The following is a 21988-nucleotide window of genomic DNA, read 5'->3' as shown; positions in this document are numbered from 1 at the left end:
AATAATTGCCAGTGCGGTAAAATAGCCCATTAATTGGAAAGTATTTTTATCTTTTTTATATAGAGCCTCAAGCTTATCATCCAAAAAATGAAATTCAAATATCCCATCTGGATAAAAACTATTGCAGATTGCTTCAAGTTTGTTAATAGTACTTTTGGCGTTTGACGGATTAACTTTAACTATAAGTTGGTGACATTGTCTGTAAGAAACAACAAACACCGTGGGACGGATGGTCTCATAAAGCGACTCAAAGTGAAAATCCTTAACAACGCCGACGATTTTTCTTTTCGATTTCGGCCAACTGCAAGCAACCGACTGCCCGATTGGATTCCCTTTTAATTCCAGTTTTTTCACGGCAGCTTCATTCAGAATGATAGTTTCATCGGCATCGGTTTTAAGTTTACTTGAGAAAAGGCGGCCCTGCGAAGCTTTTATGCCCAGTGTTTCAAAATAATCGTAGTGTACGTGAACAAACGGCAATTCTATCGGCTTGGATTGTCCTTGCGGTATCAATGCTCCCCCGTCAGTAAGAGGATCTGAAGGAATACGCGAGGCTATAGAAACACTTCCGACCACGCTCTCCCTAAGCAGTGCTTGCTTCAAGGCGGTATATTTTTCAACATCATCAGTAGTATTATTGATTTCCGATATCAGTGTATATTCCTTGTCAAACCCTAACTTTTTATTTTGCAGGAAATGGATTTGACTGAACATAAAGAGGGCGCAGCATATTAGAATAATAACAATTGTAAATTGCACCCCGACCAGCAATTTTCTAAAATTAAATTTGGCTTTACCTGTGTTTGTGTATGCTTTTAGCATTTTTGCCGGTTGAAAAGCTGAAAGAAAAAAAGCGGGATAGGACCCGGCCAGAACACCTGTGACCATAACAATAGCAAGAATTTCCAGAATCGTGCTCACTTGCACTAGGGATGCAAATGACAGTACTTTTCCTGAAAGTGCATTGAAAACAGGTAAAAACATTGCAACAAAAACAAGTGCTATGATCAAGGCCATAAATAGTACGATAAAAGATTCGCCGATAAATTGCATCGCCAGATGATTGCGTGATGCGCCGGCTACTTTTCTGATAGCGATCTCCTTTGCCCGTGTTGTTGCATTGGCGGTCAATAGATTGACATAGTTAAAGCAGGCAATCAGTAAAATGAGAAAACCAATAGCTGAAAATATAAGCACATAGGTGATACTGTTTTGCGGTTGAATATCATTTTCAAAATGAGAGTAGAGGTGAATGTCTTTCAGGCTTTGTATCGAATATTTAACTGAAGGACTATTTGGCCCGGAATTACTGTGTTTAGCTATTAGTTCGCTGCATTTTATTTCAAAGGCTGGTTGGGAGAATTGCTCTTGCATGACAAAATAGACCAGGAAATTTTGCCATCCCCAATTATTCATCCAATCGACGCCGACCACCTTTTCGGCAGCGGTGAGTGTGGCGATAATATCGTAACGGAAATGGGAATTTTGCGGCATATCTTCCATCACGCCGGCAATCATATAATCGTATTGATTGTTCAATTTTAATACTTTGCCAACAGGGTTTTCATTGCCAAAATACTTGCGGGCGGCTTTTTCAGAGATTACCATAGTGAATGGCTGTTGCAGCGCTTTTTCAGGATATCCCTGTTTGAATTTAAAAGAGAAGATGCGAAACAAACTGGCATCAGCATAGGCTAATACATTTTCTTTTTCTAAATATCTTTTTTCTTTATACTGAATGATATCGTTTCCGCTTATAAGAATTCGTGCATAATCTTTGATTTCCGGAAGGTTATCAGCCAATAATTTTGCCGTTTGCGGCGAATTATAGGGATGCTGAGGTTGGCACAACCGGTATATATTAGCTACATTTTTATTAAAACGGTCATAGCTCAACTCGTGCTTGACGTACAATAATAGTAAAATACAAACCGCCATTCCAATCGCCAGTCCGAATACGCTTATAAATGCATACGATTTGTTTTTGATAAGATTTCTGAATGCCGTTTTAAAATAATTTATTATCATTTTGTTTATTCTCTATTCATACTTAAAACAATTAATCGGATGTCTGAATCGATGTTGCCGATGGGTTCATCAGCCAAGATCAACTTAGAGATGATGCATTTCGTTTCCATGGATGCCTCGGGAATAAAAAAGCAAGTTTGATGCCAAAGTGTCCCACAGCGGGGCAAAAGGACCGAGAAGGGCGCCGGCACTCTAAAAAATGCCTCACCAGTCGCGCTGACCTCCTCATTTATTGAAAAAACGCAGGGCTCGGATGTCCGCTGGCGGAACAAGGGTGTCCGTTTTCGGACAGTGATTTTTTTGGGGATCGGGCCCTAGCGCGACTTTTCTTCCTTTAATTGGGAACTTTTTTGCATTATGCTATAATGGCAAGGAAAATGCTCCGGATTTTTCATGAATAGGGGAATGATGAAAAAAAATTCGGGAAAAATCCTCATCGTCGATGACGATGCCGATGTCCTGCAAGCCGCGGTGCTTCTGCTCAAGCAGCATGTCGAGCTGGTGCGCGGTGAAAAAAATCCGGCCCTGATCCCGCAATTGCTTAAAGATGAGGTGTTTGACGTCATCCTGCTGGACATGAATTTCGAGCGCGATGTCAGCAGTGGCCAGGAAGGTTTTTTCTGGCTGGAAAAGATACTGGCTGCCGATCCCCAGGCGGTGGTCATCCTGATCACGGCCTACGGCGATGTCGACCTGGCGGTGCGGGCCATCAAGGAGGGAGCCAGCGATTTCGTCCTCAAACCTTGGCAGAACGAAAAATTGCTGGCCACCGTCTCCACCGCCCTGCAGCTGCGCTCGTCCCGTTTCGAGGCGGAAAACCTGCGCCGGCGCCAGCAGCAGCTCAGCGCCGACATGGATCACCCCTTCCACGATTTCATCGGCTCATCGGCGGCGATGCAGGGCATATTCCAGACCATCGCCAAGGTGGCGGCCACCGACGCCAACGTGCTGATCATCGGTGAAAACGGCACCGGCAAGGAGCTGGTGGCCCGGGCCCTGCACCGGCAGTCGGCCAGGGCCAACGAGATTTTCCTGGCCGTCGACATGGGCGGGATCAGCGAAACGCTTTTTGAAAGCGAGCTGTTCGGCCATGTCAAGGGATCCTTCACCGATGCGCGCAGCGACCGCATCGGACGCATCGAACTGGCTTCGGGCGGCACCCTCTTCCTGGACGAGGTCGGCAACCTGCCTTTGGGACTGCAGGCCAAGCTGCTGCGCGTGCTCGAGACCCGGCAGATCACCCGCCTGGGTTCCAACACTCCCGTTCAGGTCGATATCCGCCTGATCTGCGCCACCAACATGCCGATCGCCGAACTGGTCAACCGCAAGCAATTCCGCCAGGACCTCCTTTACCGCGTCAATACGGTCGAAATCCACCTGCCGCCGCTGCGGGAACGGTTCGCGGACCTGAAGCCGCTGGCCTACCATTTCACCAACCAGGCCTGCCGTAAGTACCAGAAGGCGCCGAAGAGCATCAGTGAAACCGCTTTGAAAAAATTAACCGCTTATCCTTGGCCGGGCAATATCCGCGAATTGAAACACGCCCTGGAGCGGGCGGTGATCTTGAGCGATGCGCTGGTGCTGCAGCCGGGCGATTTTTCCTTTTCGCACCAGCTGGAAAGCGCCGAAGAACTGGCCTTCAAGGATTTGAATCTGGAACAGGCCGAGGAAATCCTTGTCCGCCGCGCTCTGAGCAAATACCAGGGCAACATCAGCCAGGCGGCCAAAGAGCTGGGACTGACCCGCGCCGCCCTGTACCGGCGCCTGGAAAAGTATGGCCTTTAGAGCGGGACGACGGATCGGTTGCTCATGAAAGTCAGCCGGCGTTTCGGATTTCAGGTTGCCTGGCGGCTGATGCTGCTGGCGCTGGCAACGGCATTCTTCTTTTACCAGCTGCGTTTTTCCGGCTTGGGGTTTACGGCCCTGCTGGGCGCAACGGTTTTCGTTTACGCGCTGCTCTCGCTGTTCCGCTATATCGACCGCTGCAACCGCGGCCTGGCCAGATTCCTGCAGGCCGTGCGCTACCATGATTTTTCCCTATCCCCCGGCATCGATGGGCTGGGCGGATCGTTCGCCGACCTGAATGCCGCTTTCGGCGAGATCAGCGGCCAGTTCCAGCGCGCCCGCGCCGAAAAAGAGGAGCAGTACCGCTACCTGCTGACCGTGGTCCAGCATATCGGCATCGGCCTGCTGTCGCTGCGCAGCGACGGCTCGGTCGATCTGCTGAACAACGTGGCCAAGCGGCTGCTCCGCGTCACCCATTTGCGCCATATCCGTGATCTGCCGCCCATGTTCCAGCCGCTAATCGACGAAATCGAGCGCTTGCGCCCCGGCGAAAAATCCCTCTTTAAACTGGAGCAAGCCGATGAAGTCCTACAACTGGCATTATATACGACCGAATTCAAGCTGCAGAATCAATTCTATAAACTGGTCTCGCTGCAGAACATCCAGATCGAACTGGAAGAGAAGGAGGCCGAAGCCTGGCAGAGCCTGACCCGGGTGCTGACCCATGAGATCATGAATTCGCTCACGCCGATCGCCTCGCTGGCCGCTACCGCCTCTTCCCTGCTGCGCGCGTCCGAAGGAGAGAGCGCGGCGGTTCGCCCGGCCTGGAACCCGGACGTGAGCGAGGCGCTGCAAACCATCGACCGCCGTAGCCAGGGCCTGATGCGCTTCGTCAACGCCTATCGCAGTGTGGCCCTGATCCCCAAACCGCAGTTCGAGATTTTCCCGGTCAGCCAGCTGTTCCAACGGGTGGAAAAATTGATGCAGGACAAATTGTCCCGCCAGGGCATCGCCTTCCGGACCAGCGTCGAGCCAGCCTCACTGGAAATGACGGCCGACCCCGATCTGACCGAACAGGTGCTGATCAACCTGTTACTCAATGCCATGGAAGCCCTTGGCGGGCGCGAAAAGCCGAGCATCCAGCTGACTTCCTGGATCAGCGACCGCGGCCACGTGGTCATCCAGGTCAGCGACAACGGGCCGGGGATCGCCCCCGAGGCCAAGGAAAAGGTGTTCATCCCTTTTTTCACCACCAAAAAAGAAGGCTCGGGCATCGGCTTGAGTTTTTCGCGCCAGGTCATGCATTTGCATCGCGGCATCATCGCGGTCAACTCCCAGCCTGGCAAAGGGACGGTCTTTTCGCTGCGGTTTTAAATCGTCAATCCCGGTTGGTAAAAAGATCAGTACGGTGGCGCCCTTGCCGCTTCTGCTGGTAAAGGGCTTGGTCGGCGCGCTCGACCAGCTGACCCGGTTCGGCGCCGGCCTGCGGGGTGGTGCTGGCCACTCCCAGGCTGACCGTGACCGTGGAAGCGACGGGCGAGGCGGGGTGGGGGATGACGGCGGCGGCGACCGCGGCGCGGATGCTGGCGGCGATGGCCAGCGCGCCTTCGTATTCCGTCCCCGGTAGCAGCACCATGAATTCGTCGCCGCCGGTGCGCGCCGGCAGGTCGGCCGGGCGCTTGGTCTGGGAGCGGATGGCCGCAGCCACCTGGCGGATGCACTCGTCGCCCTCCTGGTGCCCGAGGGTGTCGTTGTACGGCTTGAAGAAATCGATGTCTATGGCGATCAACGACAGCGTTTTCTTCTCGCGCACGGCCAGGGCCCATTCCTTCTGGAAGGTCTCGTAGAACGTTCGGTGGTTGGCCAGATCGGTTAGCCCGTCGAAGCGGGCCAGGCGCTGCAGTTGCGCGGTGCGCTCGTCCACGATGCGCTCCAGCTTGCGCTCGCGCACCCTGGCCCGGTGCAGGAGGAGAACGAAAGTTCCGGTAATCAGCAGCAGGGCGACGGCGGCCAGCAGCCAGCCGAACAGCGCCGTCTGGGTGAAATACGGCTTCAGGATGAAGGAAAACGAGCCGCCGCGGTAGTTCCACACCCCGTCGCCGTTGCCGGCGATGACCCGGAAGGTGTAAGCGCGCGGGGGCAGGTTGGTGTAGAAGGCCGAGCGGCGGTTGCCCGCCTGGACCCATTCGGAATCGAAGCCGTCGAGGCGATAGGCGAAGCGCATCTTATCCACCTGCAGGAAGCTGACGGCGGTGTAGGCGATCTCGATGTTGCCTTTTCCCGGCGCCACGGTCGCCGGGGAAGATACCGCGAAGTCGCGGCCGTTGAGGACGGCCCTTTCGATGGCCAGCGGCGGCTCGACGCGGTTGAGAAGCTGGCGGTCGGGATCGAACATGGAAAGGCCGCGGATGGTCGGAAACCAGATGCGGCCGCGACGGTCGATGCAGCCGGCCGGCTGCGCCGGACCGCTGCTCTCGGTCACCTTGATGCCCTCCGACTTGCCGAAGGAGACGCAGGGGATGCGCGAGATACGCCCGGAAGCGAAGGCGAACAAGTCCTGCTTGTCGACGTGGTAGATGCCCTTGTTGCCGTTCATCCACAGCCGGCCGCGGTCGTCTTCCAGGATCTGGAAGGCCTGGTCGCTGTACAGGCCGTCGCGGCTCGAGAAACGGAAGACGCGGTCGCCGCGGATCCAGAGCAGGCCGCCATGGTCGGTCCCGACCCAGATGTCGCCCTCGCGGTCGGCATGGATGACCCATACGGGCTGGTCGTGAATCTCCTTGGAAAGGATGGCGCGGAAGCGCCCGCCTTCAAGCACGGCCAGCCCGCCGTTGTAGGCGCCGGCCCAGATGCGCCCGTCCCGATCCTCAGCGAGGGCGTAGATGTAGTCGCTGGGCAGGCCGCTTTTGGTGTTGAAATTGCTGGTGCGCCCGTTCTCGATACAGTAAAGGCCGCCGCCGTTCGTCCCCACCCACATGCGGCCGCGGCTGTCGGACAGGAGGGAACGGATGATGTCGTTGGCCACCCCGGCTATGCGGGCGAAGCGTCCCGGCTTTCCGGCCGCCGGCATGCGGAACAGCCCGCCCCCGTAGGTGCCCACCCAGAGCGAATCGTCCCTGCCCTGGGCGATGGACCAGACATGCTCGCTGAGCAGGCCCTGATCGCTGCCGAAAACCCGCCACTCCGTTCCCTGGTGCCGGACCAGGCCGCCGCCGACCGTGCCGACCCAGATGGCGCCCTGGCGGTCCTCGAACACTGCCCGCACCGGGTCCACCGGCAAACCGTTGCGTGCCCCGTAGAGGATAAACTTGTCGTCCTTCAGCTGCAGGAGGCCGTCGCGGGTGCCGACCCACAGACTGCCTTCATGGTCCTCCAGGATGGAGCGCGTCGACGACACGCCGCCCAGGGACTGGTCCATGATGGCGACCTCGCCATCCTTGATGCGGATGAGCGGCTCCTCGTTGGTGCCGATCCAGGCGACTCCATGGCGGTCATGGAAGATGGCGCGAATGTCGGCGGAGAGTAGCTTTTCGTGCAGCGGTTCGAAGCGGCCGGCGCGGAAGCGGATCAGGCCGCCGCCGCTGGTGCCGATCCACAGCGTGCCGCGCGCGTCGAGATGCAGGGCGCGGATGTCGGCATGGGGGAGCCCGTTGCTGGCGGCATAGACCTGTATCTTCCCGTCCTGGAAGTGGTTCAGCCCCTGGCCGGTACCGATCCAGATGCCGCCTTCGCCGTCGTCGGCCAGGGCGGTGATGTAGTTGGCGGAGAGCCCCCGGGCGGTGGTCAGCGCCTGGAAGCGGTCATGGCGGCAGCGGTACAGCCCGTTGGTGGTGCCGACCCACATGGTGTTGGAGCTGTCCAGGAACAGGCACATGATGAACTGGGAAGACAGCCCCTGGCGCTCGTCGAAGCGCTGGAAACGGCCGGCGGCGTAGCGCAGCAAGCCGGCCGTCGTCCCGATCCAGAGCCGGCCTTCGTTGTCTTCGGCCAAGGCCTTGATGCCGTTGCTCTCCATTCCCGGCGTGTTGCTCTTGTCGAAAACGGTGAAGGTCAGCCCGTCGAAGCGGGCCAGCCCCTCGTAGGTGCCCAGCCAAAGATAGCCGTCGCGGGTTTGTGCCATGGCCAGGACCGAACTTTGCGGCAAGCCGTTCTCGGTGGAGTAACGCTCAATCGCGTATTCGTTCAATCCCAGGTTTGGGTCGAGCGCCGGGAGCGAGAAACGGGCGACGGCCAGCAGCCACAGCGGCAGCGCCAACAGAAGAAGCCGGTTCCTTTTCATGAGCATTTGCCTTTCCAAGTTGATTTATAGCGCAAATCCCGGCGATTTTCAAGCCAGATGGTGAACAGCTGGCTGCTGACGATCAGGGGCCTGCTTTTTTTGCCTGTTCGTTGATGATCGCTTAACCCTGCTGCGCAGGATAAGTAACTTAGAAAGCAAATTATTTTGTTTTTTCACCAAGTTAATTTGCTTTAAGTTACTAATTTTTCACTATTGATTTTTTCTCGGGAATCAGCAATGAAAATAGGACGGCCATGGTAAAAGCAAAAACGAAACTGGTTAGGCGTTCTGATATTGCGGTAGGTTTTTCAAAGAATGCTTTCCAGATGATCGTTCCAATCGTTCCGGAAAGCAATGAGGCGATCACGCCTGCCCGGGAAACCTTTTTCCAGAAAAGAACCAGCAGGATTGCCGGGCCGAATGACGAACCTATTCCCGACCAGGCATAGGACACCATCTTGAAAATGGAATCACTTGGATGCAAGGCAAGGAAAAATGCGACCAGGCCAACAAGCAAGGTAATAACTCTGTTGAACCAGAGTTCTTTTTTTTGAGCCATTTTTTTCTTTGTATAATTACCATATATATCTTCGGTTATTGCCGAAGAACATAAGATGATCTCGGAAGATGCTGTGGACATCATTGCAGAAATCGCCCCCGATAACAGGAATCCTGCGATCACCGTCGGCATGAAGGCATTCACCAAGACCGGGAATATCAGTTCATGGCCTTTGTCGGCAGCCAGCCGGGCCACCGCACCGGCACCGACCCATCCTTCCTTGACAAAAACAATTCCCATGAATCCGACCAGCAATGCTCCGGCATATGCGAAAAAGGTCCAGGTCCCTGCGACCCATTTGGCTTTTCTGTAATCCCGCTCACTCCTTATGACCATCATCCTCGTCAGGAGCTGCGGCTGCCCTGTATACCCAAGCGCCCAGCTCATGCCGCTCAGGATCAGCAGGAAGGCTCCCATTCCTGTTTTTCCTCCGGTGGCGGAAAGATAAGTCGCTCCGGCCTTCTGGAGGCCAGCGGCAATATCGATGTGATTTATTGAAATAAGGTATAGGAGAATAATCGGCATAACAATCAATGAAATGATCATCAGCAGCGCTTGAAAGACATCGGTGGCCACCACCGTGATGAAACCGCCGATCATGCAGTAGACGACCACGATCAGCGAGCCGATGACGATGCCCAAGGTTTGGTTGATGCCGAAGGTGTCGAAAAGGACTTTGCCGCCGCCGTAAAACTGGGCCGTGATATAAAACAGGAGGAAAAATATTATGATCAGCGAAGAGATCGTGCCGATCGCTTTTTCGGCTCCGGGGAATTTTCTGGATATCATGCTGGTGATCGTCCGTGCCCCGGTGGCTTCGGATTCCTTTCTCAGCCTGTTTCCCATTACAAACCAGATGAAAATGATGCCTATCACACAACCCAGAGCAAACCATATGGCCTGGATCCCTATCAAAGGGCAAGAGCGACACCTCCGATCCTTCTTCCTCCGGAAATAAAATCGGATGAATTTTTTGACATTCTTGCCGTATAAGCTGTAATGGCCATCAGGATGGCGAGGTACAGAACAAAAATGATTAACATGTCTGATTTTCCTCCTTGCTAAACCTATAGCATATCCCCGAAATATTATAAATAACTGGCAAAAAATACCATGGGTTTGCCGGTAGGGGATGACTATGCCTGCAAGGTGCGGGTATCCCGTTGTAGCATAAATCACCTCCGGGATGGAATATTTTGCCCCCGGGCGCGTTTTTAGGGTATGATGCAGGAAGCGATATTGAGAGTCGAGGAGACGATGAGCATCCATCCGGCATCCGCCCGAGAAACGGGCGACTTGTGGCAGGAGCTGCTCGGCTACCGGGACAAGGTTTTCTGCCTGTGCCTGGGTTTTGTCGGCAATGCCGCCGACGCCCGCGACCTGACCCAGGACACCTTCGCCAAGGCCTTGAGCCATTGCCGCGACGTCGAGCCCGGCCGCCTGCAGGCCTGGATCATGCGCATCGCCCGCAACACCTGCCTGGACATGGCCCGGCGCCGCAAGGCGCGCGGGGCCTTTCATCCCGTTTCCGAATGCAGCGCCGTCGATTTACGCACGCCCGAGAACAACGCCGGCGCCGAGGACGAGATCCGCGTGGTCAGGAAGGCGATCGCCAGCCTGCCGCGCCGCCAGCGCGACGTGCTGGTCATGCGCGAGTACGGGGAGCTTTCTTATCAGGAGATCGCCGCGGCGCTCCGGGTCAGCGTCGGCACGGTGATGTCGCGGCTGAACCGGGCCCGCCAGGCTGTGCTGCGTTTTTACCGGGAGGAACACCATGGGAAAACAACGTGATTCGTGGCCGGAGATCAGCCGCCTGATCGAGAAGGAGAAGGAGGCGGCGCTGTCCGGGTTCCTCAGCCTGGGATTCGATCCTGCCACGGCGCCGGCCATCGCTCCTGTGCGCCGGCCTTTCGGGTTGGCCGTCCATCATCCCGCTTTTCTGGCGGCGGCCGCCTCTCTGCTTTTAGCCGTCGGCCTGACCCTGTTTTTTTTGCTGCAGGGAAACTGGCGAACGACTCCCGTTGAACCCGGAGCGGGCGGCTTGCTGGCCGATTCGTTTCTGTACGGACACCGCTGGGAACCGCACGTTCAGACACCGCAACCCCTCGCCATGCCATATTTCTTCCCTTCGTTTTCGCCGTGGGGCGAAGCGGCCGGGTTGAACCGCGCCGCTGCTCCGGTTATCAAACCGGTCGGCCCTTCCCTTCCCGTCGAGCACGGAGACCCGGCGGCCGTGCAGCGGAGAATGAAAAAAGTGATCCGGGAAAATTCCATCGAGCGGCTGCTCACCCAATTCTGTCAAATATGCAGGGAGGTCTGAGGATGAGATTATCTGTTTATATGCTTCTGATTTGGCTGCTGGGCGGCCTGGGCCAGGCACAGGTAACGAATGAACAGAAAGCCCAGGCGATCGCCGAGCTTGGCAAGACATTGAAAGCCAGATACGTTCTGCTCGATGTGGCCGAGAAGGCCGTCCAATTCCTTGAACAGCGTCTGGCCAACGGCGCGTACAATACCGACGACCCGCGCGCCTTCGGGGCTGCCGTCACCGTCGACCTGCAGGCCGTAACCAAGGACGCCCATCTGCGTTTCGGCTACGCCGAGCCAGAGCCACCCGCGGCAGAAAAAACCCCGGAGCAGGAAAAGGCGAGAAAGGACGCGGAGCAGGCGGCGATGCGCCAGGCCAATTTCGGCTTTGCCAGGGCGGAAATTCTTGCCGGCAACGTCGGCTATCTCGACATCAGGCGCTTCATGCCGCCCGATGCGGCCGGAGATACCCTGGCCGGCACCATGGCTTTTTTGGCCAATGCCGATGCCTTGATCGTCGATATCCGTAACTGCACGGGGGGGAGCGCCCATATGATGCCTTTTTTTGCCGCTTATTTCTTTGCCCGACCCACCTCGCTCTTTGACATGGTATTCCGGGGCGACAATTTCACCGAGCACTTTTGGACGCTGGCTTGGATCCCCGGCAAACGCCTCGCCGATGTTCCCATGTACATATTGACCAGCGCCCGCACCTTTTCGGGGGCGGAGGGTTTTGCCTACCGTTTTCAAGTTCTCAAGCGCGCCACCATCGTCGGCGAGGCGACCGGCGGCGGAGCCAATGCCGGCGGCATCCTGGATATCGCCCCCTGTTTCCGCGTCTGGATGCCGATGGGACGCCCGGTAGACCAGAAAACCGGTTCCAACTGGGAAGGTACCGGCGTAATTCCCGATGTCAAGACCGCGGCCCGCACCGCCCTCGTTTCCGCCCATTTGCAGGCGCTGGAAAAATTGCGGGCGCAAGCGGCAAACCCTGTTGATCAGCAAAGGCTGGATTGGGCGCTGGAGCGCACCAAAGCCGCCGCGCAGCCGGTCGATCCGGGTTTGCCTGAGTTGCAACGCCTGGCCGGGACCTATGGCACCGCCCGGGTCTGGGTCGAGGGCGGGCAGCTCCGCTACCGACGCGAAACGGAGCAGACGGTGCTGCTGACGCCCCTGAGCGCGACCGTGTTCGCCAGCGAACTGTCCGATCCCGTTCGCCTGGAGTTCATCCGCGACCGCCGCGGCCGCGTCACCCGGCTCCAGGTCACCGGGTACGGGTTCAGCCGCGAGGAATTGCCGCGGCTCAAGTGATGCGCTGTAAAAAAAATGCAAGGAGGTTCACATGAAATACAAAATTCTGGTGCTGTTCATCCTGTCAATAGCCTTTTTTCTGCATGGCGAAGAGGCGGTTGCCCTGGCCCCGGGAGCCGACCCGGCCCCGGCAACGGCGACTGTCAAGGACGGCTACGCGCTGCTCAATTCGCTGCTGACCCTGTTTGACAATCTGACCACGTCGGGGACGTCCAAGGGCGGCGGCTTCGCGGTTGTCAACGAGCGTCTGGATCAGCTTGCCATCGATGCCAAAATGACCCGCGAGGCCAACCTGATCGACAACATCTTCTTCAACCGCTACCGGCGCATGCTGACCGTCTTCAAGATGATCGTCACGCCGGTCGTCAAAAACGAATTGTTCGAGAATCCTTTCGTCAAAGCCCTCACCGATTTCGTCTGGGATGTGACCTATGTCCGTTGGACCTGGGGCGAAAAGGACGGCATCGCCAAGATGGCGGCAGCGTTGGAAGAGGAGTTCGTCCAGCTCCAGTTCTATCTTGACAGCCGCCAGGCGCGGGAAGAGTTCAAGAAAAAGATCGGCAGCAGGATCCTGCCGCCCCCTCCGGCCAACAAAAAACCGGAAAACAAATAAGCTACCCCAGGAAATTTCTACTCCCATTTATTGAATTGAAAACCCGCCCTGCTAGGCAGCGGCGGGTTTCTTTTTGGGGAGGGCTCAGTAGGTGAGAAAGTGGATGGCGCCGACCGCCTTGACGGCGCGGTCGGAGAAAAAATCAGGGGCCGGGAAGAGCGCATAGCGGCCGCCATCCTGGCCCTGGCCGCGGTCGATCAATAGGAACTCGGCCTGGTCGTTGCGGTTGAAGAGCTCGCTGCAGGTCAGGGCCACGCGGTAGCCGTCGACGGAACCCACGACCATGTAGCCCCGCTGCAGCGTCGCGCTGTCAAAGGTGAAAAAGTTCTTCAATGCGTCCTTGAGCGGACAGCCAATGAATTGCTCGATGCCGTGGAAACCCTTGCCCCGGCCATAGAATACAGCGGGGTAGACCCGGAGCTGACCAAACCAGGCCGGGTCGAAGGCAACGGTCTGGCCGCCGGCGGGAGTCACCTGGAAATTCGCGGCATAGAGCGGCTTCTGACCCTTTTTTCCCGGCAGGCTCAGCGGTGCCGAGAACACGGTGATGCGGGTCGGCGCGCCGAGGTTGCGCTCGCTGACCAGGTCGTCGCCGCACACCAGTTTCGCGGCCTCCGGGAGGGGCCAGTTCTCCTTCGTTTCGCTGGGGATGATCGGCGCGACGCGGTCGGCGATGATGACGCGGTGCAGCGCCGACGGGTAGTAGATCTCTCCCCAGCTCAGGATGACTTTTTCTCCCTTCGCGTTTTCCACCGCCACCAGCAGGTCGATGATCGAGCGGAACTCGGCCTGGTTCTTCTTGGCAACCACTTTTTCCTTCAGGATATCGAAAAGGGAGTAGCCGTCGTAGCGGTAGGAGCCGATGAAAGCGATCGCCCCTTTTTCCAGCCGCGCTTCGCGGACGATGAGCGAGCGCCGAGGCAAGCCGCCGAGGTCGACGAAGCCGGGGTTGGCCACCTCGCCGGCGACCTCGATCTTCAGGGCGCCGGCCAGGGCTTTTTCGGGCGTGTTGTCGTAGAAGTCGTTGTTCTCCTGGCTGAAGCAAACCATGAACATAGCCAGCACACACAAGACTTGCAGGCATAGTTTTTTCAGGGAATTATTGCTCTCAAAGTCTGGGCAGGGGAAAAAATATTTGTTCATCAAACCTCCTTTTCAAGGTTGGAAGGCATGACCGTTTCCAGTCATACCCTGGCCCAGCAGAGCTGGATAAGAGCCTTGGATAGCAAATTCAAAATTTGTTCTAAAAAGCTAACAAATTTTAAAATTTGTTATAAGGCTCTATCGGCCGGCGGGCTTGGCTTTTCGCTGCGCTTTAGCCCGTTCGGCTCGGAGTCAGGCGGGAATTGTAATCTAAAATATTTTTTATGTCAACGGCTTGGTAGACGGTACACGGTTCCGGCATACGGTGAACCGCACTGATACGAATAATTGCAAATACAGAGATTTCGTGCTTTCTCTTACCGTCTACCGTCTGCCCTACACCGTAGACCAGCGGCCTTCTAGTCCACCGCCACCATGACCGAGGAGGCTTTGATCACGGCATAGGCGGTTTTGCCTTTCTTGAGCCCGAGAAGGGCCGCCGCATCCTTGGAGATCATGGCAACGACCTGCATGCCGCCGGGAATGTCGATGATCACTTCGGTGTTGACATTCCCTGGTTTGACTTCGGCCACTTTTCCCTTGAAAACATTCCTGGCGCTGATCTTCATTCTCTCCTCCTCGCTGCAAGTCCAGTTGGCGGTCACATTTGACCGGGCTCTGGCACTATTTTACCATAAATGCGCTTTTTTTCCTTTTTTCGCGAAAAGATCAGGTTATTGGCCGCTATTTTTTATCAATTTTCAACTTGCCATGTCCTGTTTTTGCTATCGCTGAAGGCAATGTGTCCTGATTCCGGTACATTTAACCCTAAGAATCCTGGCATTGAATTTGCTTGTTTTGTTTTGGAACAGGAGTGTAAATGCTGGAACTGAGGTATAATAAGGAGAAAATCATGAAAGCAAGACGTATTTCTCTGCTATTTATTACATGGGTGGCTTTGCTGGCACTTACGTTGCCGGTCGTGGCGTCGGAAAGCGTGTCTATCTATGGCCATGTATCTTTTGTCGAGGATCAGGCGACGATCACCCGCTCCGATCAGACCGAGGATAGAGCCGTGGTGAATGTGCCCCTGGCGCCGGGCGATACGATCGTTACCGGCAATAACGGCCGCTGCGAGCTGCAGTTTGACAACGGCACGGTAGTCAGGCTGGATAAAAATACCAGCCTGCGCATCACTACTGTTCAGGCGCCGACATTGACTTCGCGCTGGAAAGTCACCACCTTGCATCTGCTGCAGGGGCAGCTGTACACCTTGCCCCAGACGTACAACCAGGAAATATTCCAGATCATCACTCCGAACGCGGCTGTCAAGCTGGCAAGCAGGACAGCGGCCACCATCCGTTTCAATGCCGACCTCAGTACCGCCCTTTTTTCCGATGCGGGGAAATTCGAGGCCCTGTACGGGGCTGACGGCAAGACGCCCAAAAAGGTCAAGGTCAAGTCGGGGCAGGCATACGTCATCGCTGCCGACAATATCCTGGCCGCGAGCAGCGAAAAAAGAAACCTGGAATTCGTGGCCTGGAACGAATACGTCGACCGTCATTTCAAGGAACTTCATTTCGGGATAAGCCATGTGCCGCCAAAATTGAAGTTCGGGAACAGCGCCTTGCGGGATTGGGCGGAGAAGTGGTCCTCGCTGGTCGGCGAATGGGTATATGACGAGCTCTTCGGATATGTCTGGAGACCCGCCGAAGAGCGATTCGCCAATTCGGCGCGCCCCTTTTTCAATGCCGAGTATGTCCGCATCAACGGCCAGCTGTTTTTGGTCCCCCAGGAACCCTGGGGCTGGGTGCCGGCCCACATGGGCACCTGGGTATGGCTGAACCGCGGCTGGACATGGCTGCCCGGCGAATGGTTCCATTCGGGCGTTGTTGAGTTTTTCGGTATTTGCACTTTTCCGACCATGGATTACTATTTTTTAATGGCTTACAGCGATACTTTCTTTCGTCAAAAAGGCCTTCTGGGCTGGCGGCACGATTATCTGCGACGGTACTACCAGGAGGTATGGGAACAGATCAAGCAATCGTGGATCACCAGGACGGAGCTGGAGCCGAACCTGGATATCCTGCCGGGCAAGCTTGCGAAAATCATTAAGCATGTCAACAAGGGGCCGGCTGCCGATGCGGACAAGAGTTTGGGCCTGGATCATGCCTTGTCCGTCATCGGAACGGACAAATTGCCGCCTGACCGGGGAGCGAAACTGCCCAACGCGATTCCGGATGCCGCTGGCAAAGCCCGTCCTGTTGCTGAACTGGGAGCCAGAAAAGAGAACAGGCACGCCGGCGGCAGCGGAGCGATGCTGGATTGGAACCCGGACAGGCACTGGGCCGAAGCGCGTGGATACAGCATTCGCTATTCAAGTCCCCGGAACGCTGTTATTTGCCCCGAATTGAATATTTCTTCCGACCGGCAATCCGTGCTGCACCAGGCCGGCGTGGAGCGAATGGTTTTGCCGGCGCGAGTATACGTTCCTGAAAATTCCGCGCCAGCGGTATCCCCTGGCAGCAATGGCGACGAGAGTGTCTCCAGGGGCAGGACCAAAGACGATGGTTCCGAAAAAAAGGACGATCCCGGGGAATAATTTTTAGAGTTTTTTTTATATCTTGACGCGTACCTGCGGGATTTGGTCCTGCCGGAGCCAAAGCAAACGGTTGCGCCGTTATTTTTTATTGCCCGACCAGGACGCGGATGACCATCACCCAGAGCGGCAGGCTGAAAAAGGAGAGGATGGTCGAGACGGCGATGACGCCTGAGAGCAGCTCTTCATCGATGCTGACATATTCGCCGAAAAAAGTGGCCATGGTGGCCGTGGGCATGACCGCCTGCAGCAGGATGACTTGACGGCTGAGGTTGTCCAGGGTGAAGACCAGGCGCAATACGGCCACGACCGCCATGCCCAGGGCGAAGCCGCCGAGCAGCCGGAAGATCGAGGCGGCCAGTATCAGGCGCAGCCGGGCGGCCGGCATGAGCAGGTTCAGGTTCTGGCCGATGGCGAAGAGGATCATGGGAATGGCCAGAACGGCGAACTGGGAAACGAAGCTGGCGACGGTCCCGGGCAAACGCACCCGGCCGATGTTCAGCGCCAGCGCCGTTGCGGCCGTGGCGATCGGCACGCCGGCATGGCGGGCCAGGATTTTCAGGAATGCCGGCCTTTCCACGCCCGGTGGCGGAGATTCGAAACGGCGGCGCAGGAAAAATCCGCAGGTCAGGAACACCGGCCAGAAGAACATCGAGAAGAACACGGCCCGGGTCAGGGCCTGCTCGCCGAAAAACGAAACGATCACCCCCCAGCCGAGGAAAGCGTAGTTTCCGGCGAATACCGCGAAGGCGAAAGTCAGCCGCTGTTTTTCGTCGCTTCCCATCCAGGGCGCAACCAGCCCGGCGGCCAGGGTATACAGGATGGTGATCAGCATGAACGCCGCCACGATGGGCAGCGCCTGCTGCAGGCTGGCGACATCGGCGCGGTACAGGTTCTGGAAGATCAGGAAGGGCAGGGCCACGCGCATGACGAACTTGCGCAGGGCGGCGATCTCGCTCTCCTTGAAGATCCGGCCCAGCTTCAGCAGGTAGCCGAGGGCGATCGGCAGCAGGATGGCCAGCATGGTGTTGAGAATTTCCCGGTTCAACGGCATGGTTTCCACATGCCCGCCATTGTACCCCAGGTCCGGCTGGCGCGCAACCGGGAATCCATGTGCCTGCCGCCAATGCCCGGCCGGCTCCGCCGCATGCGCTCACGCCGCGCCTGTCTTAGGACTCTTTTTCCTCTTGGCGGGATGTTCCTTCCTTTTCTGGCTCATCGGGCAGGCGCCGATACAGGCGGCGGGTCTGGTCGAAGCAGGACGGGCAGCAATCCACCTGATCGTCGCCCTGGAAAAAGCGGTAGCGGCCCTGGCCGTCGTTCAATTCGCGCCGGCAAAAAAAGCAATGGGTTTGATTTGAAAATTCTGCCATGGAGGGTCCTTCTTGATTTTGTTTTGGTTGGATAAAACGTATGTGCTGACTGTGTATTTAGCCTATATCCGTTTGTCCGGCTATCAAGAAACCCGGCCGCTGCGGAGATATCGGGCCCTGTATTCTCTTCAGCCCTTGGCGCCCGAACCGACGGCGTACAAGGCCGGGTGGTTGCCCAGGCGGTCGGATTTGCCCCGGACCATGAACCAGGAATGGATGGTTTCCTGCAAGCCGGGCCAGGAGCGGAGCAGGCGCACCGCCTCCGTATTTTTTTCGAGGACGCCGATGCGAAAGGCCGCCATGCTGTTTTCGCTGGCCAGCTGTTCCAAGAGCGAGGCGGCTTCCTCGTTCCCGGCCAGCGCCGCCCAGGGGCCGATGGCCAGCAGGCCGTCGCCGGGGCGGGCCATGATCCAGCCGCGCAAACGGCCTTCCTGCTCGCAGACCAGGCAGAGGCCGGGGTAATTCTCCACCCGCCGGCGCAGGAAAAAGCCGCGATCGTCGCCGAACAGCTCGCGGTCGAGGTCGCATAGCTGCTCAAGATCGCCGGGATTGGCATGACGCAAATGGGCATGCTTCTTCCCCTTGATCCTGCCGCGGAAGCGCAGCGACCGGCAGACCTTTCTGAACCCCATGCTTTCGTAGTAGGACACGGCATTGAGATCGCCATCGAGGTAGATGTTCTCAAGACCGGCGGCGAGCAGGTGGTCGAGCGCTTTCTTGAATAGCATCTGGCCGATCGCCAGCAGGCGCATGTGCTGGCTGACGACCAGCTCGCCGATGAAGCCGTTTTTCACGTATTTCGTGGCGATGCAGACGCCGGCTTTTTCCCCGCCCGCTTCGGCGATGAAACAGCCCGGCGCGTCGTGTTCCAGAAATCCTGTGAAAACATCCAAGCTTTCGCTGGCCCAGCCGGCGGCGTGGGTGAGGCCAGTGGCGAAGTCGATGTCGGCCGGCGTCATGACGCGTATGTTTACAGCCGTCGTCTTGTTCATGGCGGTTCCATCAGTACCCCAGCTCCTCGTTGACCAGGACCACGATGATGCGGCCGGGGGTCATGTTGGCTTCGGTGACCACCAGCTGGCAGCAGATGCGGTGCGGCGGATGGCAATGCGGGTCCTGGCAGAAGCCGGTGTGCGCGCAGGGCGTTTCAACGCCGACGCGCAGGCTGTTGGCCGGAGCGGCGATGCCCTTGACGCGGGCAATGGCCCCTTCCAGGTTCGCGGCGACCTTGTTCATCCCGGCGATGATGATCACTTTTTTCGGGCCGAAGATCATCGCCGCCACGCGGTTGCCGGTGCCATCCACGTTGACCAGCCTGCCGTCGGCGGTGATGGCGTTGCTGCTGCAGATGAAGACATCGGCCAGCAGGCCCTGGCGGCGCATGTCGTTGACTTCATCCTTGCTGACTCCTTCCCGGTAGCGGTCGAGCAGGCGTATCTCCATCCGGCGCAGGGCGTCGATCAGCCCCGTTTCGATGATGGTTTCCGATCCACCCAGCCCGACCAGCGAACCGGCCGGGACCATGGCGCAGACGGCCTTCACCGCTTCGGCGCCGGTAGCGCAATAGATACCCTCGATGCCCCGCTTCTTGAAGTTGCGGATGATGGTCTCGGCCTGCCGCTTCCGGCTCTCCCGCCGGTGGTCTTTCTTCGTCTTCATGTTTGACGCTCCCGGTCGCTGATGACGCGCCTCCGAACTCAATTGGACAGGGCGTACTCCTTGCCGTTGAGGATGACGGTCCCGCCCAGGGTCACCACCGACCCAACGGAGTCGAGGGTGTAATACTCGCTGCCGTCGTAGCGCTTGCCGTCGATGATGATGACGAACTCGTCGTGGTTTTCCCAATGGCTGAACTGCATGAATTCCGAAGCCTGGCCGTTGAACACGGACTGGCCGTTCGCGTATTGGATGATCACCGTCTGTTTCTGGTTGGAGGCGTCAAACTGCCTGATCAGGTAGGTGTAGCTGCCGTCGAAGACGCCGCTCTCGGTGTCCACCGTGATGTGCCCCTGGACCGAGACGCCCGCGAACGCCCCGCTTCCCTGCCAATCGATGTAGCGGGTGATGATGTCCGCGCCATGCCGCGTGCCGGCCGGGCGCCCCGTCGAAGCCATGGCGCTGGCGTTGGCCTGGCCCAGGGCGTCGTTGATCGCCAGGCATACGACGTTGAAGATCTCGTTCACCTCGGCGGAGCTCAGCTCGTCCGATTTCGCGCAACGTCCCAGCGTCAACAAAAGAAACCCCGAAAGCACCAAGATGGAAAGCGTTTTTTTCACCATCTTGCCCTCCCGTGGCATGGCGTCTCCCATGCAACCAGCCACTTTATGGAACCATGCTAGCCCCCCCCGCTTCCATTGTCAATATCAGTCAGGCCGGCATTGGCCTCTGCGTACTGGTGGGTGTAGGCTACCCGGCCTGGAAGGCCGCCAACCTCGTCGAGGCGCTTGATAATGCTGTCGATCCAGCCGAAGCAGAGCGCCTCCTCGACGGCGTCGTCGTACTCCAGCCGCTTCTTGCCGGTGTGCCTTTTATAAAATACCAGCCAGATCTCTTTTTCCTTTTCGCCGTGGGCCCGCAGCCAGGCCCGCCAGGAGCTTCGCTCGGTGACGTGTAGTGTTTTCATCCTAATTCGTATTTTCAATGACGGCTCATTAAAAAACCGGGTTTCTATCCCTTTGGCTTATAGCTTTAAAAAATCGCCGTCGACGATCAGCAGGGTCGCCCCGTTTTCAGTCCGCGAGCGGTGCGAGCTGGCCCCATCGGATACGACGTAGGTCATCCCCTGGCGCATGACGGTCTTGGCGCCGTCCTGCTGCTCGTTGACGAATTCGCCCTCCAGGCAGTGTACGATGTGACCTTTCTGGCACCAGTGGTCGGCCAGGTAGCCCGGCGAATATTCGACGATGCGGATCCGCAGTCCGGGAAGCTGCAGGGTCCGCCAAAAGGAGGTCCCGCTCTCCCCCTTGTATTCCATGCGTGGAACGGATGTCCAATCGATCGCTTGGTATGGGATTACTGGTTGATTCATCTGGCTACCTCCGCCTGGTCTGACCCGAACACAGTATAGCCAGTAAAAAAAATTGTCAAATCGGGATTGCTCAAGGCTTCATTGCGGCTTCACCGCCGCTTCGAACTTGGCTTTCACCTCGGCCGCGACCTTGTCGGAAGCGAAGGAAAAATGCATCTGCACGATGAGCCATTTGCCTGAGCGTTTCTCCAAAACTCCGGTCCAGCGTGTGTCTTTCCAAGCGCCGGGTCGGCCTTCCCACTCGTACAGGTCATCGAGGATGCACGACCACCAGGCCGTATCGCCTTGTCGCGATAAATCGATGCGGATATCGCGGATGTCGAGCCCGGTAGCTTTAAAGCGCGGATCCATCCAGAAGTCGAAATTTTTGACCAGCTCGTCCCATCCGACCGTGCTTGCGGAATCGGGGTTGAAGATGAACAGGCGCTGGTCGTGGGCCATCGTGCTCTCGGCCAGCGACCGGTTTTTGGTCAGCGCCCAGCCGATATTGTCGTGGATCACTTGTGCGATCACGGCCTTTTCGTCGGCCGCGTTTGTCCCGGCCGTAACCGTTGCGCCGCATGACCATGCCAGAAATACGGCCAGAGCGGCGGCGGCAAAGTTTTTCATGTGCTGTCTCCTTAAATCAGAATTGTTCGCTCCAGCGCAGGATTTTGTAATCGGGGTCGAAACGGACGCTCTGGGGCTTGAAGGGCAGGAGGAATGAAAAGGTGGTCGCCCGGCCATTGATCTCGACGTCCCTGATCTCGCGGGCGGAGTTTTTGTAGAAGGCGATCTCCGCCTTGACCCGGTAGACGTCCCGCAGCTGGGTGATCATGACCTGCACCAGCCAGTTCTTGCTGCGTTCCGCGAACCAGCAGCCGATGGAAAATTCCGGCGCGCCCTTGCGCATGAACCACTGCTCGAAAAACCACTTCAGGTCGCGGCCGCTGGCTTTTTCGAATTGTATGCGAAGGTCATCGAGGTCCATGGTTTTCCAGGCAAAGCGCTCAAGCGCCCCGCGTAAACCCTGTCGGAAAGCCT

At 57.2% G+C, this 21988-nt stretch carries 21 protein-coding genes and 1 riboswitch; of the genes, 7 read left to right on the top strand and 14 right to left on the bottom strand.

The window, feature by feature from the left end; all coding sequences use genetic code 11:
• The coding region (locus tag NTW95_00915; GenBank protein ID MCX6555988.1) for an ABC transporter permease at positions 1-2028 on the bottom strand (2028 nt) is incomplete at its 3' end.
• Positions 2029-2433: 405 nt separating this feature from the next.
• Between NTW95_00915 and NTW95_00910 the strand changes: the two genes are divergently transcribed.
• A complete protein-coding gene (locus tag NTW95_00910) occupies positions 2434-3813 on the top strand; it encodes a sigma-54 dependent transcriptional regulator (GenBank protein MCX6555987.1) in 1380 nt (459 codons plus the stop codon).
• A gap of 24 nt (positions 3814-3837) precedes the next feature.
• Positions 3838-5187: an ATP-binding protein gene (locus NTW95_00905; GenBank protein MCX6555986.1), complete on the top strand. Its 1350-nt coding sequence runs from the start codon at positions 3838-3840 to the stop codon at positions 5185-5187.
• 4 nt (positions 5188-5191) lie between these two features.
• Here NTW95_00905 and NTW95_00900 read toward each other — a convergent pair whose 3' ends face one another.
• Together NTW95_00900 and NTW95_00895 are read right to left on the bottom strand one after the other, a co-directional pair.
• Entirely contained in the window at positions 5192-8098 is a 2907-nt protein-coding gene (locus tag NTW95_00900) for a diguanylate cyclase (protein MCX6555985.1), read from the bottom strand.
• A 193-nt stretch (positions 8099-8291) separates the two neighbouring features.
• Positions 8292-9920 carry a sodium/proline symporter gene (locus NTW95_00895; GenBank protein MCX6555984.1) on the bottom strand — a complete coding sequence of 543 codons (1629 nt, stop codon included), beginning with the start codon at positions 9918-9920 and terminating at the stop codon, positions 8292-8294.
• Between NTW95_00895 and NTW95_00890 the strand changes: the two genes are divergently transcribed.
• From NTW95_00890 to NTW95_00875, 4 genes are read left to right on the top strand one after another with little or no spacing between them, the layout of a single operon-like run.
• Positions 9891-10442, top strand: coding sequence for a sigma-70 family RNA polymerase sigma factor (locus NTW95_00890; protein MCX6555983.1), 552 nt, complete (start codon positions 9891-9893; stop codon positions 10440-10442). The genes NTW95_00895 and NTW95_00890 overlap by 30 nt on opposite strands.
• Positions 10426-10971: a hypothetical protein gene (locus NTW95_00885; GenBank protein ID MCX6555982.1), complete on the top strand. Its 546-nt coding sequence runs from the start codon at positions 10426-10428 to the stop codon at positions 10969-10971. The genes NTW95_00890 and NTW95_00885 overlap by 17 nt, the downstream gene beginning before the upstream one ends.
• A 20-nt stretch (positions 10972-10991) precedes the next feature.
• Entirely contained in the window at positions 10992-12269 is a 1278-nt protein-coding gene (locus NTW95_00880; protein ID MCX6555981.1) for a S41 family peptidase, read from the top strand.
• A 31-nt stretch (positions 12270-12300) separates the two neighbouring features.
• A complete protein-coding gene (locus NTW95_00875; GenBank protein ID MCX6555980.1) occupies positions 12301-12882 on the top strand; it encodes a hypothetical protein in 582 nt (193 codons plus the stop codon).
• A gap of 84 nt (positions 12883-12966) precedes the next feature.
• On the opposite strand, the gene NTW95_00870 is transcribed toward NTW95_00875, so the two are convergent.
• Together NTW95_00870 and NTW95_00865 are read right to left on the bottom strand one after the other, a co-directional pair.
• The gene (locus NTW95_00870; protein ID MCX6555979.1) at positions 12967-14025 is read right to left on the bottom strand and encodes a hypothetical protein; all 1059 of its coding nucleotides are present in this window, start codon (positions 14023-14025) and stop codon (positions 12967-12969) included.
• Positions 14016-14229, bottom strand: a riboswitch (molybdenum cofactor riboswitch). (Overlaps the previous gene by 10 nt.)
• 155 nt (positions 14230-14384) lie before the next feature.
• Complete coding sequence (locus NTW95_00865; protein ID MCX6555978.1) at positions 14385-14594, bottom strand: TOBE domain-containing protein; 210 nt, start codon at positions 14592-14594, stop codon at positions 14385-14387.
• A 284-nt stretch (positions 14595-14878) separates the two neighbouring features.
• On the opposite strand from NTW95_00865, the gene NTW95_00860 reads away from it, so the two are divergent.
• Positions 14879-16567, top strand: a complete 1689-nt coding sequence (locus NTW95_00860) for a FecR family protein (protein ID MCX6555977.1) — start codon at positions 14879-14881, stop codon at positions 16565-16567.
• An 85-nt stretch (positions 16568-16652) separates the two neighbouring features.
• On the opposite strand, the gene NTW95_00855 is transcribed toward NTW95_00860, so the two are convergent.
• The 9 genes from NTW95_00855 to NTW95_00815 form a co-directional block, all read right to left on the bottom strand.
• On the bottom strand, positions 16653-17618 hold the full coding sequence (locus NTW95_00855) for an AEC family transporter (GenBank protein ID MCX6555976.1): 966 nt from the start codon (positions 17616-17618) through the stop codon (positions 16653-16655).
• A gap of 115 nt (positions 17619-17733) precedes the next feature.
• Positions 17734-17937 (bottom strand): hypothetical protein, encoded by a 204-nt coding sequence (locus NTW95_00850; protein ID MCX6555975.1) that lies wholly within the window; start codon positions 17935-17937, stop codon positions 17734-17736.
• A 128-nt stretch (positions 17938-18065) separates the two neighbouring features.
• Positions 18066-18929 (bottom strand): GNAT family N-acetyltransferase, encoded by an 864-nt coding sequence (locus NTW95_00845; GenBank protein ID MCX6555974.1) that lies wholly within the window; start codon positions 18927-18929, stop codon positions 18066-18068.
• Positions 18930-18939: 10 nt separating this feature from the next.
• A complete protein-coding gene (locus NTW95_00840) occupies positions 18940-19596 on the bottom strand; it encodes a lactate utilization protein (protein MCX6555973.1) in 657 nt (218 codons plus the stop codon).
• Positions 19597-19634: 38 nt separating this feature from the next.
• On the bottom strand, positions 19635-20216 hold the full coding sequence (locus NTW95_00835) for a hypothetical protein (protein ID MCX6555972.1): 582 nt from the start codon (positions 20214-20216) through the stop codon (positions 19635-19637).
• 56 nt (positions 20217-20272) lie between these two features.
• Entirely contained in the window at positions 20273-20560 is a 288-nt protein-coding gene (locus NTW95_00830) for a hypothetical protein (GenBank protein MCX6555971.1), read from the bottom strand.
• Between the two features lie 57 nt (positions 20561-20617).
• The gene (locus NTW95_00825; protein MCX6555970.1) at positions 20618-20965 is read right to left on the bottom strand and encodes a DHCW motif cupin fold protein; all 348 of its coding nucleotides are present in this window, start codon (positions 20963-20965) and stop codon (positions 20618-20620) included.
• A gap of 78 nt (positions 20966-21043) precedes the next feature.
• Positions 21044-21574 (bottom strand): nuclear transport factor 2 family protein, encoded by a 531-nt coding sequence (locus NTW95_00820; protein MCX6555969.1) that lies wholly within the window; start codon positions 21572-21574, stop codon positions 21044-21046.
• A 16-nt stretch (positions 21575-21590) separates the two neighbouring features.
• Positions 21591-21988 (bottom strand): hypothetical protein (locus NTW95_00815; GenBank protein MCX6555968.1); only part of this gene is annotated, 398 nt, incomplete at its 5' end.

The organism is Candidatus Aminicenantes bacterium, assembly GCA_026393795.1.
Taxonomy (GTDB): Bacteria; Acidobacteriota; Aminicenantia; order UBA2199; family UBA2199; genus UBA2199.
This window is presented reverse-complemented; position numbering and strand designations above follow the sequence as displayed.

Bases quoted from the DNA above. Each gene is read 5' to 3' on its own strand.
- NTW95_00910 (MCX6555987.1), top strand. From the start codon at position 2,434: ATGATGAAAAAAAATTCGGGAAAAATCCTCATCGTCGATGACGATGCC.
- NTW95_00905 (MCX6555986.1), top strand. From the start codon at position 3,838: ATGAAAGTCAGCCGGCGTTTCGGATTTCAGGTTGCCTGGCGGCTGATG.
- NTW95_00900 (MCX6555985.1), bottom strand. From the start codon at position 8,098: ATGCTCATGAAAAGGAACCGGCTTCTTCTGTTGGCGCTGCCGCTGTGG.
- NTW95_00895 (MCX6555984.1), bottom strand. From the start codon at position 9,920: ATGGATGCTCATCGTCTCCTCGACTCTCAATATCGCTTCCTGCATCAT.
- NTW95_00885 (MCX6555982.1), top strand. From the start codon at position 10,426: ATGGGAAAACAACGTGATTCGTGGCCGGAGATCAGCCGCCTGATCGAG.
- NTW95_00880 (MCX6555981.1), top strand. From the start codon at position 10,992: ATGCTTCTGATTTGGCTGCTGGGCGGCCTGGGCCAGGCACAGGTAACG.
- NTW95_00875 (MCX6555980.1), top strand. From the start codon at position 12,301: ATGAAATACAAAATTCTGGTGCTGTTCATCCTGTCAATAGCCTTTTTT.
- NTW95_00870 (MCX6555979.1), bottom strand. From the start codon at position 14,025: ATGAACAAATATTTTTTCCCCTGCCCAGACTTTGAGAGCAATAATTCC.
- NTW95_00865 (MCX6555978.1), bottom strand. From the start codon at position 14,594: ATGAAGATCAGCGCCAGGAATGTTTTCAAGGGAAAAGTGGCCGAAGTC.
- NTW95_00860 (MCX6555977.1), top strand. From the start codon at position 14,879: ATGAAAGCAAGACGTATTTCTCTGCTATTTATTACATGGGTGGCTTTG.
- NTW95_00855 (MCX6555976.1), bottom strand. From the start codon at position 17,618: ATGCCGTTGAACCGGGAAATTCTCAACACCATGCTGGCCATCCTGCTG.
- NTW95_00850 (MCX6555975.1), bottom strand. From the start codon at position 17,937: ATGGCAGAATTTTCAAATCAAACCCATTGCTTTTTTTGCCGGCGCGAA.
- NTW95_00845 (MCX6555974.1), bottom strand. From the start codon at position 18,929: ATGAACAAGACGACGGCTGTAAACATACGCGTCATGACGCCGGCCGAC.
- NTW95_00840 (MCX6555973.1), bottom strand. From the start codon at position 19,596: ATGAAGACGAAGAAAGACCACCGGCGGGAGAGCCGGAAGCGGCAGGCC.
- NTW95_00835 (MCX6555972.1), bottom strand. From the start codon at position 20,216: ATGGTGAAAAAAACGCTTTCCATCTTGGTGCTTTCGGGGTTTCTTTTG.
- NTW95_00830 (MCX6555971.1), bottom strand. From the start codon at position 20,560: ATGAAAACACTACACGTCACCGAGCGAAGCTCCTGGCGGGCCTGGCTG.
- NTW95_00825 (MCX6555970.1), bottom strand. From the start codon at position 20,965: ATGAATCAACCAGTAATCCCATACCAAGCGATCGATTGGACATCCGTT.
- NTW95_00820 (MCX6555969.1), bottom strand. From the start codon at position 21,574: ATGAAAAACTTTGCCGCCGCCGCTCTGGCCGTATTTCTGGCATGGTCA.